The 15,948-nt window shown below is 57.7% G+C and carries 15 protein-coding genes and 1 tRNA gene; 8 read left to right on the top strand and 8 right to left on the bottom strand.

Features of this window, described 5'->3' with window-relative positions; translation table 11 throughout:
- Positions 1-54: 54 nt before the first annotated feature.
- The gene (gene dgcA, locus HWX89_RS18535; protein WP_138793148.1) at positions 55-1,038 is read right to left on the bottom strand and encodes an N-acetyl-D-Glu racemase DgcA; all 984 of its coding nucleotides are present in this window, start codon (positions 1,036-1,038) and stop codon (positions 55-57) included.
- 143 nt (positions 1,039-1,181) lie between these two features.
- Here dgcA and HWX89_RS18530 point away from each other — a divergent pair, with 143 nt between their 5' ends.
- The 5 genes from HWX89_RS18530 (at position 1,182) to HWX89_RS18510 (ending at position 6,254) form a co-directional block, all read left to right on the top strand.
- Positions 1,182-2,342, top strand: coding sequence for an ABC transporter permease (locus HWX89_RS18530; RefSeq protein ID WP_138793147.1), 1,161 nt, complete (start codon positions 1,182-1,184; stop codon positions 2,340-2,342).
- A 10-nt stretch (positions 2,343-2,352) separates the two neighbouring features.
- A complete protein-coding gene (locus tag HWX89_RS18525) occupies positions 2,353-3,189 on the top strand; it encodes an ABC transporter ATP-binding protein (RefSeq protein WP_138793146.1) in 837 nt (278 codons plus the stop codon).
- Positions 3,190-3,197: 8 nt separating this feature from the next.
- Positions 3,198-4,568, top strand: coding sequence for an MlaD family protein (locus HWX89_RS18520; protein WP_138793145.1), 1,371 nt, complete (start codon positions 3,198-3,200; stop codon positions 4,566-4,568).
- On the top strand, positions 4,549-5,190 hold the full coding sequence (locus HWX89_RS18515) for an ABC-type transport auxiliary lipoprotein family protein (RefSeq protein WP_138793144.1): 642 nt from the start codon (positions 4,549-4,551) through the stop codon (positions 5,188-5,190). The genes HWX89_RS18520 and HWX89_RS18515 overlap by 20 nt, the downstream gene beginning before the upstream one ends.
- 95 nt (positions 5,191-5,285) lie before the next feature.
- Complete coding sequence (locus HWX89_RS18510) at positions 5,286-6,254, top strand: alpha/beta hydrolase family protein (RefSeq protein WP_138793225.1); 969 nt, start codon at positions 5,286-5,288, stop codon at positions 6,252-6,254.
- Between the two features lie 27 nt (positions 6,255-6,281).
- Here the strand turns inward: HWX89_RS18510 and HWX89_RS18505 are convergent, their stop codons facing one another.
- Complete coding sequence (locus tag HWX89_RS18505) at positions 6,282-6,719, bottom strand: PACE efflux transporter (protein ID WP_138793143.1); 438 nt, start codon at positions 6,717-6,719, stop codon at positions 6,282-6,284.
- A 480-nt stretch (positions 6,720-7,199) separates the two neighbouring features.
- On the opposite strand from HWX89_RS18505, the gene HWX89_RS18500 reads away from it, so the two are divergent.
- The gene (locus HWX89_RS18500; RefSeq protein WP_138793142.1) at positions 7,200-7,445 is read left to right on the top strand and encodes a hypothetical protein; all 246 of its coding nucleotides are present in this window, start codon (positions 7,200-7,202) and stop codon (positions 7,443-7,445) included.
- Between the two features lie 74 nt (positions 7,446-7,519).
- On the opposite strand, the gene HWX89_RS18495 is transcribed toward HWX89_RS18500, so the two are convergent.
- The 6 genes from HWX89_RS18495 to HWX89_RS18470 form a co-directional block, all read right to left on the bottom strand.
- Positions 7,520-7,708 carry a hypothetical protein gene (locus HWX89_RS18495; RefSeq protein WP_138793141.1) on the bottom strand — a complete coding sequence of 63 codons (189 nt, stop codon included), beginning with the start codon at positions 7,706-7,708 and terminating at the stop codon, positions 7,520-7,522.
- Between the two features lie 183 nt (positions 7,709-7,891).
- Positions 7,892-8,116, bottom strand: a complete 225-nt coding sequence (locus tag HWX89_RS18490) for a hypothetical protein (protein ID WP_138793140.1) — start codon at positions 8,114-8,116, stop codon at positions 7,892-7,894.
- A gap of 221 nt (positions 8,117-8,337) precedes the next feature.
- On the bottom strand, positions 8,338-8,589 hold the full coding sequence (locus HWX89_RS18485; RefSeq protein WP_138793139.1) for a hypothetical protein: 252 nt from the start codon (positions 8,587-8,589) through the stop codon (positions 8,338-8,340).
- Positions 8,590-8,729: 140 nt separating this feature from the next.
- A complete protein-coding gene (locus HWX89_RS18480; protein WP_138793138.1) occupies positions 8,730-9,740 on the bottom strand; it encodes a COG3904 family protein in 1,011 nt (336 codons plus the stop codon).
- A gap of 181 nt (positions 9,741-9,921) precedes the next feature.
- Positions 9,922-9,997 (bottom strand) — tRNA-Lys (locus HWX89_RS18475).
- A gap of 157 nt (positions 9,998-10,154) precedes the next feature.
- Positions 10,155-10,409: a GlsB/YeaQ/YmgE family stress response membrane protein gene (locus tag HWX89_RS18470; RefSeq protein WP_138793137.1), complete on the bottom strand. Its 255-nt coding sequence runs from the start codon at positions 10,407-10,409 to the stop codon at positions 10,155-10,157.
- A 236-nt stretch (positions 10,410-10,645) separates the two neighbouring features.
- Here HWX89_RS18470 and HWX89_RS18465 point away from each other — a divergent pair, with 236 nt between their 5' ends.
- Positions 10,646-13,135: a mechanosensitive ion channel family protein gene (locus HWX89_RS18465; RefSeq protein ID WP_138793224.1), complete on the top strand. Its 2,490-nt coding sequence runs from the start codon at positions 10,646-10,648 to the stop codon at positions 13,133-13,135.
- A 201-nt stretch (positions 13,136-13,336) separates the two neighbouring features.
- A complete protein-coding gene (locus HWX89_RS18460; RefSeq protein WP_138793136.1) occupies positions 13,337-15,850 on the top strand; it encodes a GcvT family protein in 2,514 nt (837 codons plus the stop codon).
- The last annotated feature ends 98 nt before the right edge of the window (positions 15,851-15,948 follow it).

The following is a 15,948-nucleotide window of genomic DNA, read 5'->3' as shown; positions in this document are numbered from 1 at the left end:
CATATAAAAAGGGGCGCGGTGTAAAATCCGCGCCCTTTTGTTATGGGGGAATGGTCAGCCCCACAGGTCGGGTTTGGGCGGATAGACCAGCGATCCCTCGTAGATGAGGCCGGGTTGGCGATCCTCGGCCAGAAGCAGGGGGCCGTCGACATCGGCAAAGGCCGTGCCCTGTGCGGCGAAGATCGCAGGCGCCATGCCAAGCGAGGTGCCGAGCATGCAGCCGACCATAACGGTGTAGCCCAGCCGATCCGCCTCCGCCTTCATCGCCAGCGCTTCCGTCAGGCCGCCCGTCTTGTCGAGCTTGATGTTGATTGCGTCGTAGCGATTGCGCAGACCTTCCAGATCCCTGGTGGAATGCACGCTTTCGTCGGCGCAGATCAGGACGGGGTGCTCGATGCGGGCGAGAATATCATCCTTGTCGGCGGGAAGCGGCTGTTCGATCAGCGAAATCTTCAACTCCGCCGCCAGCCGCAGGTAATATTCGATATTGCCGTCATTCCAGCCTTCATTGGCGTCGATGATGATGCGGGCGTCGGGGGCGGCGGCGCGTACGGCACGCAGGCGCGCTTCATCGCTCTCCGTGCCGGTCTTGATCTTCAACAATGGGCGGGCGGCATTTTCCGCCGCCTTGGCCGCCATCGTCTCAGGTTCGCCAAGGGAAATCGTGTAGGCGGTGACCAGCGGTTTTGCGGCGGCGCCAAGCACAAGATCGGCAACGCTTTTTCCGGATGTCTTGGCTTCGAGGTCCCACAAGGCACAATCCACCGCATTGCGGGCGGCGCCCGGCTTCATCGCCTTTTGCAGTTCGGCACGTGTCAGGCCATTGGAAACGGCGTCGGCCATTGCTTCGATATCGGCGATCACGCCTTCAATGCTTTCGCCGTAACGCGGGTAGGGAACACATTCGCCGCGACCGGCAAGGGAACCGTCGTGGATCGTGCACGTTACGACGTCGGCGTGAGTCCGGCTGCCGCGCGAGATGGTGAAGCTCCCTGCAACGGGAAAGCGTTCGGTTGTGGCTTGGAGGTAACGGGGCATGATTTTTCACTTCCGAATAAGCGACAAGAAGGGGATGACGCCAAATTTATTACGAATTGTCAGCCGTCACTGTGGCCTGTCAAAGGTCAAAACGTTATGAAACCTTTAAGATTCTCATGAAGGCTGCATTCGCTCGGAGCATTATGCAAGAACAGGACAGACGGCAACAGGCGAACCCGGCCGCAATCTCCGAGGACAACAATGTCCACGGCGAAGGTGTTCGCTACGCGTTGACCGGCTCCTGGCGAAACAGCGATCTGGCGCATGTCTTCGAGGCTGTGGAGAAGATCGGCAAGAGTGCGCCGGGCGGTGCAATCGATATCGACCTCTCTGGCGTCGACGCCATCGACACGACGGGTGCCTGGATCATTCACCGCTTGCGGCAGGAGCTTGAGGCGCGCGGCGCCACCGTCAAGCTCGACGGCAACAGCCGTGTCGAGGACCTCATCGGCCAGTTGCCCGACCAGCCGCCACAGCCGAGCGAACCGGTTGAAAAGCGCGGCTGGGCAGAACGCATCTTCGCACCCGTTGGCGAAGCGGTGATCCAGAGCGGTGCGGATTTTCTGGCCGGCATGTATATTCTCGGCTCGGCGGTGCGCGGTGCGCAGATGAAACTCGGGCGCGGACGCGGCGTATCGCCTGCGGCCATCGTCAACCAGATCGACCACATGGGCGTGCGTGCCGTGCCGATCATCGTGCTGATGTCGTTCCTGATCGGTGCGATCATTGCGCAGCAGGGCGCGTTCCAGCTTCGCTATTTTGGCGCGGAAGTCTTCGTTGTCGATCTCGTTGGCATTCTGCAATTGCGCGAAATCGGCGTTCTCCTGACCGCGATCATGATTGCCGGTCGTTCTGGCAGCGCCATTACAGCCGAAATCGGCTCGATGAAGATGCGCGAGGAAATCGACGCGTTGAAGGTCATCGGCCTCAACCCTGTCGGTGTTCTGGTGTTTCCGCGGCTTGTTGCGTTGACGATCGCGTTGCCGCTTCTGACCATTCTGGCCAACTTCGCCGCGCTTTTTGGCGCTGCCGTCGTGGCGCTGCTTTATTCCGGCATCACATTCGAGGTGTTCCTGTCGCGCCTGCATGGTGCGGTTGAGCAATCCACTATTGCCGCCGGCATGATCAAGGCGCCGTTCATGGCGCTCATCATCGGTATCGTTGCTGCGGTGGAAGGCATGAAGGTTGGCGGTTCGGCAGAATCGCTCGGCCAGCATGTGACGTCCTCCGTGGTGAAATCGATCTTCGTCGTCATTCTGGTCGATGGCCTGTTTGCCATCTTCTACGCAGCCATCGATTTTTGAGGAGGGCGCGTTGAACCAGCCGACCACACAGTTACAACCGGCACAGAAGCCTGAGAAAGACCGCGAAGTGGTGCTTTCCGTCGAAGGCGTGACGGTTGGTTTCAGCGGCAAGAACGTGCTGGAGAACCTCAATCTCGACGTTTATCGCGGCGAAATCCTCGGCTTTATCGGTCCGTCCGGTGCCGGCAAGTCGGTGCTGATGCGCGCGGTGCTGCGTCTTCTTCCTCGTCAGGCGGGCACGATCCGCATTCTCGGCACGGATTACGATAAGGCGACCGAAGACGAGCGGGTGAAGCTCGACACGCGGCTTGGCGTTCTTTTTCAGCAGGGTGCGCTGTTTTCCGGCCTGACGGTCAAGGAAAACATCCAGCTTCCGATGCGTGAATATCTCGACCTGCCGCAGAAGCTGATGGACGAACTGGCCTATCTCAAGATCGAGATGGTCGGTCTGAAGCCCGATGCGGGTGACAAGTATCCGTCGGAGCTTTCCGGCGGCATGATCAAACGTGCCGCACTTGCCCGCGCGCTGTCGCTCGATCCCGATCTGGTGTTCCTGGATGAACCGACTTCCGGCCTCGATCCCATCGGCGCCGCAGAATTTGATATGCTCATTGCGCGCTTGCGCGATTCGCTCGGTCTGACCGTGTATATGGTGACGCACGATCTCGACAGCCTGTTTTCCGTCTGCGACCGTATTGCGGTGCTGGGGCAGAAGAAGGTTCTTGTCGAGGGAACGCTGCAGGACATGTTTGCCTGCGACGACCCCTGGGTGCAGTCCTATTTTCGCGGCAAGCGGGCGCGTTCTGTCGTTCTTCCGGACGGCAAGCACGAAAATCCGGTGGAGTAACGAACAGTATGGAAACCAAGGCGAACTACACCATTGTCGGAATTTTCACGCTGATCGTGATCGCCGCTGCTTTCGGCTTTGTCTACTGGATGGCGGAGTTCGGCCGTGGTGGGCCGACAGCGCAGCTCACCGTGCGTATTCCCGGCTCGGCAAACGGCCTTTCGGTCGGTTCGCCGGTGCGCTTCAACGGTATTCCGGTTGGTACGGTGCGCGGGCTTGCCATCGACCGCGATGATCCGGCCTATTCCATTGCCTTCACCGAAGTACAGGCCGATGCGCCGGTGTTTCCGTCGACCCGCGCCGTGCTTGAAATTCAGGGCCTGACCGGTGCCGCCTACATCGAACTGTCCGGCGGCAACAAGGATGGCGAGCGCATTCTCCAGAAAGCCGTCGATACCGGTGTTCCTGCCGAACTGACAGCCGATCTTTCGAGCGTGACCAACCTGCTTGCCACTGCCGACAAGATTTTGAAGCGCGCCGATGGCGCCATCGGCGAGCTGCAGGGCTTCGTGCAGGATGCACGTGGCCCGTTGACGCAGACGGTGCGCAACGCCGAGAAGTTTTCGGATGCGCTGGCTGCCAACTCCGATGGCATCAAGACCTTCATCGCCAGCCTGAGCTCGCTCTCCACGACCGTGCAGTCCGTTTCGGTGCGTCTCGACAGCACGTTGACGGCCGTTGAGGATCTGGTGAAGGCCGTCGATGCCGGCAAGATCGATTCCATCCTGACCAATGTCGACAAGGTGACGAAGGATGTCGCCACCGCATCGAGCGATATTCAGGGCATCATGGAAACGGTGCAGAGCACTGCGCGTAATTTCGAGGCTGCCAGCACCGAGGTGCAGACTGTCGTCAAGCGCGCCGACGAGCTTCTGGCTTCCGTCGATCCGGCCAAGGTCGGCAATGTCGTGGACGATGTGTCCACCGCCACCGCGGACGCACGCGATGCGGTCGCCAACTTCAAGCAGATTGCCGATGATGTGGGCGCACGCCGCGCCGATATCGATCAGGCCGTGTCCGACTTCACCGAAATGGGACGCAAGCTGAACCTCGCATCCAGCCGTGTCGATGGCATTCTTGCCAAGATCGACACCATGCTTGGAACCGAGGATGCCAACTCGCTGTTTGCCAAGGCGCGCGAGACGCTGGTGTCCTTCAAGGCGGTCGCCGACAATCTCAATGCGCGCATCGGTCCGATTGCCGACAATCTGACCCGGTTCTCCGGCTCCGGTCTGAAGGACTTCCAGGCGCTGATCGGCAGCACGCGACAGACCGTCGACAATCTGAACAATGCGATCACCAATATCGACCGCGATCCGCAGCGGTTGATTTTCGGGGGCGAAACCGTGAAACAATACGATGGCAGGACCAGGCGTTAAGAGGGGTTTTGGGGTGAAAAGACGACTGATCAGCGGCAATACACGCCGCACCCTTTTGCTGGTTCCGCTGGTATCCGCGCTGCTGGCCGGATGTGCCGGAAGCCCGAAGAACGACACGTTCGATCTGTCGGTTTCGTCGGCTGCCGAGACGCAGGGACCGTCGCTGAAAAGCCGGCAGTTGCTGATTGCCGATCCGACCGCTCTGAAGGCGCTCGACAGCGAGAACATCGTTGTGCGGCTTTCGGGATCGGAAGTGCAGTATCTCGCCAATTCGCAGTGGAGCGATCGCCTGCCGCGCATGGTGCAGTCGAAGCTGGTTGAAGCGTTTGAAGATACCGGCAAACTGGGTGGTGTCGGACGGCCGGGGCAGGGCCTTGCCATCGACTATCAGGTCGTGACCGATATCCGCGCCTTCGAGATCGATACGGCGCGCAATGTCGCCAACATCGAAATCTCGGTGAAGCTGCTCAACGATCGCAACGGCACGGTCAAGGCGCAGGAAGTATTCCGCGCCGGTGCCCGCGTCAGCGGCTCGGGTAATGCCAATCTCGTCAAGGCACTCGATCAGGCCTTCGCGTCCGCAACGCGCGATATCGTAAGCTGGACGCTGAAGTCGCTTTAACCGGCTGTCGTCATTCCTGACATGGAAACGCTGTGCTCGCGGTCGTGGCCGGTTTTGACCGGCCGCACCTGATGTTGTCGACATGCGAGGTCTTCATGCGAATTTCAACGCTGCTCTTCGTTACTGCTCTTTCCATTGTTCCGCAGACCAGTGTCGCCTGGGCGGCGGGACTGCGGCTGGTTGAAGTGCCTTCGCCTCAAGGAAAACCGTCGATAAGGGCGGCACTCTGGTCGCCCTGTGCGGCAGCGCCGGTTGACACCCGTATTGGACCTTTTGTGCTGCCCGCCGTGCGCGATTGCGACATCGCCGAGGGGAAGTATCCGCTCGTGGTCATTTCGCATGGCTTTGAAGGCACCTATCTCAGCCACCGCGATACGGCTACGGCGCTGGCGGATGCCGGCTTTCTGGTGGTGGCGATCAATCATCCCGGCGACAGTGCTCTCGACATGACGCGGGCCGGCGAGGTTTCGGCGCTGACCGAGCGCCCGTCCGATGTGATCCGCCTGCTCGATCATTTGCTTGGCGACTGGACGGACCGTCGTTTTATCGATGCCGATAAGATTGGTGTCTTCGGCTTTTCGCGTGGCGGCTATACGGCGCTTCTGCTTGCCGGTGCTGTTGCCGATTGGAAGAATGCCACGCTGCCGTGTCCTGAGGGGCAGGCGACAGTCTGCGCCGGGATGAAGGAAGAAGGCGTGGGAATGCAGGGTGCGCTTCGTGATGCCAGAGTGAAGGCCGTGTCGGTTGCAGATCCGCTGAATGCTTTTCCCGATGCCGACGATCTGCGAGCGATTACGATCCCCGTCCAGCTCTGGCAGTCGGAGCGCGGTGGCGACGGTGTTACGCCGGAGGATATTGCGGCACTGCGCGACAACCTGCCGGCGAAGCCCGAGTTTCATACGGTGGCCGGGGCAGGGCATTTTTCATTTGTCGCCCCGTGTCCTGCCGAAATGGCAGAGATGGCGCCGCAGGTTTGCGGCGATGAAGAGGGGTTTGACCGGGTGGCGTTTCACCGCACGCTCAACGAGGGCGTGGTGGCCTTCTTCAAGGCGTCGTTGCGCTGAGACTGCGCTCAGAGGGGGTAGGGCGGCCTATTCGGCCGCCGCTTCTGTCTGCCACTCAGGCAGCGGGAAAAGCTTGTCGTAGCCCAGATTGAATATGAAGGCATAGACCACGTAGAACAGCGCGAACGAGATATCCATCACCAGCGCATGCATGAGGCTGATGCCGAGATACCAGGCGATGAATGGCATCAACGCGATCAACAGGCCGATCTCGAACAGCACGGCATGGGCGACACGGATTGCTGGCGTCTTGAGGGTGGTACCCTTCAGGCGCTGCATGGCGTGATCGAAGATCAGGTTGTAGAGATAGTTCCAGGTGGTTGCCAGCGTGGCGCTGACCACACCGACGATACCGATGTCTTCCATCGGCATGCCGAAAACCAGCGCACCGAGCGGAACGACCAGCAAAAGACCGATGATTTCAAAGCTGAGCGCGTGGCGGATACGATCTGCAAGGGAACGCATGGTGTTCTCCGGTTGATGTCCGGGCCGTCCCGATGCGATTGCCATGATGGCCGAGGTCGTCCTCGCGAGAGCGATATAAGCCTTTGCAGTGCCGCTTTCAAGCATTTGCAGGGATAGCTGAGGGAACAAGACGGCATGTCTGTCGTTAACGCCTCGGAAGGAGGCGTGCCATGCAGCAGAATTCCACAGCCGGAAGAACGATTAAGGCCGCAAACACGGAAACGGTATCGACGTATCATCCGATCATCATTCCCCTCAAGGGAAGTTTCGCCGCGATGATATTCCGCCGTTCCCGAGGCCCAAAAACACATGATGTGCAAAAAGGGTAGCGGTGTTTGATCCGGTTTTTCTTGTTTCAGGCAAGAGAAGATTGGCACGCAGACTGTATTGCCGTTTTTTAGTGCCCACTAAAGTGTGATTTTCAATCAGCAAGATCTCCACATAGACTGGAGATCGCCATAATAGCGAAGGGAGAATGACATGAAATCAGTTCTCATAATCGCCGCTGTACTTGGTTTTTCCGCCAGCGCAGCGTTTGCGGAATGCGCAGGTCATCAACAGATCAACGCATCCGTTCCAGCCGTAGATCGCGAATTCAAGACCGCCAGCATCGTTCCGCCGTCTGATCCGGTGGAAAAACCGATCCTTGTTCTCAAGAAGACAGACCGCCTTCCGTCATCGACGACGGTGGGAGAGCCGGAAGCTGCACTGCAACGCATGCAATAAGCCTGGCGACATCTTTATACGATCATCCCGCGTGGCATCTGGTTTGCGCGGGATTTTCATTTTTATCGCTGCAATCAGCTATCCAGCTTCAGGGAAAGCTGCCGCTCCACGGGGCGCTTTTTCAGAACATAGAGCGGGCGGGTGGTGATGACCTCGGTGCGCCGCTGCAATTCACGCCGTCTTTCCAGTGCGCGCTCCCGCATGCTCTGCGAGCGGGCAACAACGGACAGTGCATTTTCTATGGTGATGTCTGGCCTGTTCATGCTGACCTCCATAATGTTCACTTTATGTTCTCATTAATGGCGGTTGATGTCAACACTGTGGCAGCGTGGGCAAGTCCTGTCTGGAAATGGGGGTAAAAAGGGAGGAGGGCGGCTCAGGAGCGGCTTTTCACTATTCGGGGTGAATGGCGGGCAGATACCCGCCTCCCGTCGTGTGGCGCGCTCTCAGCAGAGCGGGCGCTGTTCTGACAGAACGATCTCGGAGGTAAAGTCGCCGACATGTTCGCTTGCCAGTGCAATGATGGCCATGGCGGCCTGCTGGCGGTTCCATCCGGCATCGATTGCCTTCTCGAGCAACCCCTGGATCGATGGTTCAAGTGCGAACTGGCATTCCGATTGATAGTCGAGCGTGCCGATGGAAAGCGATGGTGGGTTAATGGCGGCCCGCATCGTTTAGTCTCCCTGTTTTCCCGCATGTCGCACGCCATACATAGTGGCGACATGTCTCTTCAGAGGCCCGTTATGCGGCAAGACCTGATATCTCACACGCATCGCAGACAGCGATTCCCCACAGCAGCCGGACGTTAGCGGGAAGTCGCAACGACTGTCAACGAACGGTTGGTGGTGTTTGCAACTGAGACGTCGGGTTACGTGTCGTCAGCGTCGTGATCTCACAATTTTTCACTTCTAAATGGCTTTTTTCGCCAGATCAGCAGGGCCATGACATAAAGGGCGAACATGACGAACCAGGCGAGCGGGGCAACCATGAAGAGGGCAGCGTAACCGCAGCTTCCCTCGAAACAGGAACCGAGAAGGCCATTTGCGGCAAGCGCCGACGACAATAAAAATGCAAGCGTTCCGCTTCCGACGATGCCGAGAACGAACAGCACTATATTGGTGATCAGTCTCATGGTCTCAATCATAAGTACGATTAAGACAGCTTTGGGGAAAAACGCGGTCGATCCGGAAATTTTGACGGGCGGGCAGTTATCGCTTGATGGGCGAAAGCGACAAATGCGAAATACTGACAGTGGGCTTCGAATATTGGCCTTATTACTAATGGCTATGACAGAGTTAGGAAGAACGATTGCAGCAAATGGCCGCCACCATCGGTAGACATTGGGCCTATGCCTAAAAATACCGGTGCATCTGGGGTGGTTCGGAGCCGTACTCCAAATGCGTTAGAATGCGCGACCTGTCTAGCCTCTTCGGGATCGAGATACGCGCTGACATTAGCGTAAATGCCATTAATTTTTCTATCGCAACGATCTGAAATATCGATTGTCTCGCTATCATTGTCTCCAATTACCAACTCGACAAGGGGGAACGTCATAAGTTCCTGTTCCCTTCCCTGTGATTCAATTACCGCGTGAACGAAAAAACCTCTGGGTTTTATGAAGCCTAAAAGCATTTTATGATGGCCAAACAAGTTGTCTCTTTCGCCTCGAACATAAAGAGCGCCTTCAACAGCTTGAATGGACCATGTCACAGGGGTTTGACCACCAGTTACGACGCCGAGTCGTTCTAGGAGGTCGTGCGATAAAATCTCAATTTCATCGCTTGGAGTGGCGGAGGATATCTCTAGAAATTCTGATGTTATTCCCATTTCGACAATGTAGCGCGCGATTTTTGCGGAGAGAATTTGCGATTGCGCAAGATGCCTTGGTGAGGGATTTCTAAAAGAAAATTGATGGACGCCAAATTCTGAATCTTGATTGAGATAGCGCAAACGACCACCCAAATAAATGAGCGTTGCCGCACTTAAACAACGTGCGGGTAATAGCTTTCTCTTTTTGGTGAGTTCATCTGATAGGTCCTCATCCAGAATATATTGGCCCACATTAGTAGAGAGCCAGCTATCTCTTACCATTCGACCTATGTTTATTGAACTCTCTACGTCACCACCTGTAGAGTTAATATAAATGGGTGTTCTTGGTGGCGCTTGTGTTTTTTGCAAAAAATCCAAAAAACGTTCGTCATCTCCGGCCGCTATGGGGCCGAATGCATTGATTGAATTAAAGCCCCCAAATGCTTCCTCAAAGGTGGTTTGGGGAGGGGTGTATTCAAACTGCAATTGTTTCTCCGCTTTCGTCACACCGCAATAACGATGACACAGAATTTCGAAGAAAACACTATCTCGGATTTAAGCGCGAACTGTGTAGTCCTTGGACCACGTTCAGGCTGAAACCGCTACGCCAAGCGCCTCGAAAGCGCTTTAACGAAAATCAGCAACGTATTGTCTTTTTGAGAGAATTTGGTGGGTGATGTAGGGCTCGAACCTACGACCCGCTGATTAAGAGTCAGCTGCTCTACCAACTGAGCTAATCACCCGCCGCCCGCCGTCTGGCGGTGTGAGAGGCCGTATAAAGAGGATCATTCTGGTTGTCTAGCGCCGAAATGAATTTTCTTCGATTTTTATGACAGAAAAATTTCGGCAATCGCGAAAAGTGCCGGAAAACCGGGGTTTTCCGGCTTTTCTTTTTTTTCGCTATCCGCGTCTGAACATTCGCCCGATCGCGATCAAAATACATGCGCCGACGAATCCGGCGATGAGATAACCGAGCCAGCCCGTCAAAACGATTCCGAAAACGGCAAGAATGGCGTTGGCGACGACCGCGCCGACGATTCCAAGTAGGATGTTCATGAAAACACCCATATTGCTTTTCATGAATTGTTCGGCGAGCCACCCGGCGATGCCACCGATGATGATGGCTGCAATCCAGCCAATGCCAGCAGATTCCATGATTTCCTCCCATGATTGCTGCAATATCAAAGGTGGTGATTCTCGCGTTGGAAGGCAAGGCAATCCTTGGGGAAACACCCCTTTTGCGGGTAGTTTTCAAGGTGTCGGGCATTGACGGGCCGGGTGCGATGATCGAGACGACGGAAAGGAACGGAGTGCGGTTGATGTTTGACAAGCGGCATAAATTCATCGGGGCGATTGTGCTGGCCCTCATTGGCGGATTGTTCTTTTCCGCAATGCAGGCTTCCGCCCAGGAGGAAACGCCGCCAACCGCTGTCGGAATCCAGCAATCGGTTTCCGAGCAGGCCAAAACCGATCTCGAACGCTGGAAGGCAGATGTCGCCAGAGTGACCAGCCAGATCGAGGCGGGTGGCAACGACGATGCCAAGCTGGTGGATATGAAGGGGCAGGTCGACCAGATCGCCGGTGATGCGGGTGCGACCAACAGCAAGCTGCGTGCGCGCCTCGACCAGATCAAGGCCCGGCTTGATGCGCTTGGCGAACCGCCAGCCGAAGGGCAGGCGCCCGAAGCCAGCGTCGTTACCGAAGAGCGCACCCGTCTGACGTCCGAACGGGCCGAAGTGAATGCCATTGCCGGTGAGGTGGATAGCATCGCCACCAATGCGGCGCAGATTTCCAACAATATCACGGCTGTCCGCCGTGCACTGTTTGCCGCGACACTGTTCAAGCGGACGGACCTGTCCGCAGCCACATTTACAGAAGCCACGTCTGCCTTTGTCGACGAACTCTCCAATCTCAACAACGCCGTCAGCAGCTGGGTAACGTTCGTCTGGAACTACAAGCGCCTTCCGATGTTCGGCGCGGTGGCGCTTTCCGTCATGGCAGCGATGCTGTTCCTGGTCGGCGGCTATCGCTTTTTCGGCAGCCGCATGGACCGGCGGGCGTTTTCGGGTGAACCGTCTTATCTGCGACGTCTGTCGCTTGCCTTCTGGTCGACGATGGTTCAGTCGCTCTCGCTGTTCCTGTTCCTCATCACCTCGGCCTTCTTTCTAGACAATTTCAACGTCCTGCGGTCCGACATCGCGCCGATCCTGTTCGGCGCCATGGCGATCATCGGCTTCGTCTATTTCGTATCGCGGCTGAGCTACGCGATCTTTGCGCCAACGCAGCCGGAATGGCGTTTGCTGCAGGTCTCGAACAAGGGCGCGCATACGCTCTCGACAGCCGTCGTTCTGATGGCGCTGGTCAATGGTCTCGATTATCTGTTCGGAACCATCAGCGAGACGCTCTATTCGCCTCTGATAGTCACCGTGGCCAAGAGCTTCATTGCGTCTGTGACCATCGGCGTCATTCTTCTCGCCGTGTCGTTCCTGCGACCGGTCATCGGCGAGGGGCAGGACCACGATACCGGCAACCAGCGCCTGCCGCGCTGGCTCGTCATTCTGCTGCGGGTTGGTGGCCTCATTCTCATCGGCGCGTGCCTCACCGGTTATGTCGGCCTTGCGCGCTTCCTAGCCACGCAGATCGTCGCGACAGGCGCGGTTCTGGCAACGATGTATATCGGCATCCTCTCGGGCAAGGCGATTTCCCGACAGGGCGCTTTTGCCGAATCCCTGGCCGGCCGCTTCCTGCAGCGGCGCTATAATCTCGGCCCGGTGCCGCTCGATCAGGCCGGTCTTGCCGCCGGTCTCGGCATCTATGTCGTCGCGTTGTTCTTCGGTGTGCCGCTCATCCTGTTCTCCTGGGGTTTCCAGCCGGGCGACATCGAAAGCTGGGCGTATCGTCTGCTGACAGGCATTACCGTCGGCAACGCCTCGATTTCGCTGCTTGGGCTGTTCGGTGGCGTTATGGTCTTCGCCATCGGCTACACCATCACCCGCTGGTTCCAGAAGTGGCTTGATAACAACGTTATGGCGCGCGGTCAGGTGGATGCCGGCGTGCGCAACTCCGTCAAGACGGGTATCGGTTATCTCGGTATTGCCGTTGCGGCGATCTTCGGCGTTTCGTCGGCGGGGCTTAATCTCTCCAGTCTGGCGCTGGTCGCCTCGGCACTGTCGGTCGGTATCGGTTTTGGCCTGCAGAACATCGTGTCGAACTTTGTGTCCGGCCTCATCCTGCTGGTCGAGCGCCCATTCAAGGTTGGTGACTGGGTGGTGACAGGCACGACCGAGGGCACCGTCAAGCGCCTGTCGGTGCGTGCGACCGAAATCGAAACCTTCCGTGGGCAGTCAATCATCGTGCCGAACTCGGAATTCATCAACGCCTCTGTCGGAAACTGGACCCACCGCAACCGCATCATGCGTGCGGAAATTCCAGTTTCGGTGTCCTACAATGCCGATCCGCAGCAGGTGATGGATATTCTCCTCGAGCTGGTACGGGCGCAGCCGCCGGTGCTGCGCAATCCGGAACCGCATGTGGAATTCATGCGGTTTGGCGATTTCGCCCTGGATTTCGAACTGCGTTTCCATCTCGCTGACCTCTCCAGCGGTCTGACCGTCAAGAACGCATTGCGTATCGCCATCCTCAAGCGCTTCCGCGAGGAAGGCATCGAAATTCCATTCCCGCAGCGCAATCTGAACATCCACGTGGATGGTGAAAACAACCCGCAAATGCTGGCGGCAATCCTTGAAGAGGAAGGCGACAAGACGGTTGTGTCGCGTACCGCTGCCGCATCGGCGAAGGTCGCGCAGACGCCGAAGGAAGACAACAGGGATGACAAGGGCGCCGAACAGCCCAGCAAGTCCGTGTCCGAGGCGCGTCGGTAAGATCTTCTGTGGTGGGGCGTCGTGTCTACGTCTGGAGACGGCGACCCACCGACAGACGGATGACGGCATTTTCAGCCCTGTCGCAGCACCCATTGGCCATGTCGCAATCAGGCGGCTGAACGCAAATCAGTCGCTTCATATTCTCCTCATCGATTTGTCGGCACACTTGCACGAGGCCGGCGCTCATGAGGGGTTCTGTAAATGAAGACACATGCACGGGCAGTGGTGATCGGCGGCGGCGTTGTTGGCGTGTCGACGCTCTATCATCTTGCCAGAAAGGGCTGGAGCGACAGCGTTCTGATCGAGCGCAAGGAACTGACATCCGGCTCGACATGGCATGCGGCGGGCCTCTTGCCGCTGTTCAACATGAGCTACTCGGTCGGCCAGATCCACAAATACTCGGTGAAGTTCTACGAGGAGCTTCAGGAAGAAACCGGCATGAATGTCGGTTTTGCGAAAGTCTCCAACATTCGTCTCGCCCGGATCAAAGATCGCTGGGACGAATATATGTATTATGCCGGCATTGCCGAAACCATCGGCATCAAGGTCAATATCCTCACCCCCGAACAGATCAAGGAAGTCTGGCCGCTCTGCGAGACGGAAGGGCTTCTCGGTGCCATCCAGCATCCCGACGACGGTTACATCCAGCCTGCCGATCTGACGCAGGCGCTGGCCAAGGGGGCGCGTGATCGCGGCGCCACCATTTACCGCAACACCTCCGTTACCGGTATCGAACAGCTTGAAGGCGGTCACTGGAAGGTGATAACGGATAAGGGCGAGATCATTGCCGAGCATATCATCTCCTGTACCGGCTCCTTTGCCCGCAAGACAGGCGAGATGGTCGGCATCAATATTCCCGTCATTCCGGTGGAGCATCAGTATATCGTCACGGAACCGCATCCGGCCATTCTGGAACGTCGCAAGCAGGGCCTGCCGGAAATGGGCGTGCTGCGCGAATCCGATTCCGCCTGGTACATGCGTGAGGAGGCCGGTGGCCTGATCCTTGGCCCATACGAAGTTGGTGCACCGGTCTGTTATGTCGACGGTCCCTCCGACGACAGCGAATACGAGCTGTTCCAGGAAGAACTCGACCGCCTGATGCCGCATATCGAGGCGGCGATGGTGCGTGTTCCGGCCTTTGGCGAGGTCGGCATCAAGAAGGTCTATAATGGCGCGATCGCCTATACGCCGGATGGCAACCCGATTGTCGGTCCGGCGCCGGGGCTCAAGAACTTCTGGCTGAACGAGGGCCACTCCTTCGGCATCACTGCTGCCGGTGGTGCCGGCTGGCAGCTTGCCGAATGGATTGTCGATGGGGAGCCGACGCTCGATCTGATGGGTGTCGATCCACGACGCTTCGGACCTTACGCGACGGAAGGCTATCTCATTGCCAAAAATGAGGAGGCCTATGCCAACGTCTTCACCATGCACTACCCGGATGAGGAGCGTTCGGCGGCCCGCCCGCTGAAGACGACACCGGTTTACGACCGCCTGAAGAAGCTCGGCGGTGTGTTCGGTTCCGTCTATGGCTGGGAACGCGCCAACTGGTATGCGCCCGAAGGCTACGAGTTGCCGGAGAGCGAAAAGGGTGTTGGCGTCGATGTCATCACCAGCCACAACTACGCGCCACCGCTGGATGATGGCCGTTTCGTTGAAAAGTGGTCGTTCCGCCGCTCAAACTATTTCGAGCATGTCGGCAACGAGGTGAAGAACGTTCACCAGAATGTCGGCGTGCTCGACATGTCGGCTTTCGCCAAAATGGAAGTTTCGGGTCCGGGCGCTCGCGCCTGGCTGGACAGTATTCTCGCCAATACGGTGCCGAAGAAGCGCGGCCGTATCGCGCTGACCCATCTTCTGACGCCGAATGGTGGTGTGAAGGCGGAGTTCACCGTCTACGAATGGGCACCGGGCCGTTTCTACCTGGTTTCGGCGGGCGGTCTGGAGGCCCATGACCACGATACGCTGTTCCGGCTGCTGCCGGGTGACGGGTCGGTCGTGCTGCAGCCCATTACCCAGAAATACGGGGTGCTGGTGCTGGCAGGGCCGAAGTCGCGCGATCTTCTGAAGAAGCTGACGCGTACCAGTCTTGAAAACAAGGATTTCCCGTGGCTGACGGCAAAGCAGATTTCCGTCGGTGTCGCCACCGCTCATGCCTTGCGCGTCAACTTTGTCGGTGAACTCGGCTGGGAACTGCACCACCCGATCGAAATGCAGAATTACATCTTCGACCGGTTGATGGAGGCGGGGGCTGAATTCGGCATCAAGCCGTTCGGCATCCGGGCGATGGTGTCGATGGCTGTCGAAAAGTCCTACCGCAACATGGGGCGTGAGCTTTCGGTGGAATACAACGCCTATGAGTCCGGTCTCGACCGTTTCCTGCGTCCGGAAAAATCCTTTATCGGCCGCGATGCGCTGGTTGCCTACAAGGAGGCAGGCGTCAAATGGATCTTCTCGACGCTGATCGTTTCAGGCAATAGCGATGTCGATGCGCGTGGGTCGGAAGCGATCTACGACGAAAGCGGCGCACTGGTGGGACGCGTCACAAGCGGCGGTTTCGGCTGGCGTATCAACAAGTCGGTGGCGCTTGCCATGCTGGCGCCTGCACATGCTGCCATCGGCACCAAACTCAAGGTGCGTATTCTCGGCGTTCTCTACGATGCCGAGGTCGTTCAGGAGAGCCCGTTCGATACCGACAACGTGGCTTTGCGTGGCTGACCGGCACCCCATTCGAACGCGATGAATACGGCCCTTCGGGGCCGTATTTTCTTTTGAGTAATCATGTCCGCAAACTCGTTGCGCGGCGAAAATGCGAT

This window comes from Rhizobium sp. RM (genome assembly GCF_013390595.1).
Taxonomy (GTDB): Bacteria; Pseudomonadota; Alphaproteobacteria; order Rhizobiales; family Rhizobiaceae; genus Agrobacterium.
Note: the sequence above shows the minus strand (reverse complement) of the source record. Positions and strands in the feature narration are given on the sequence as shown.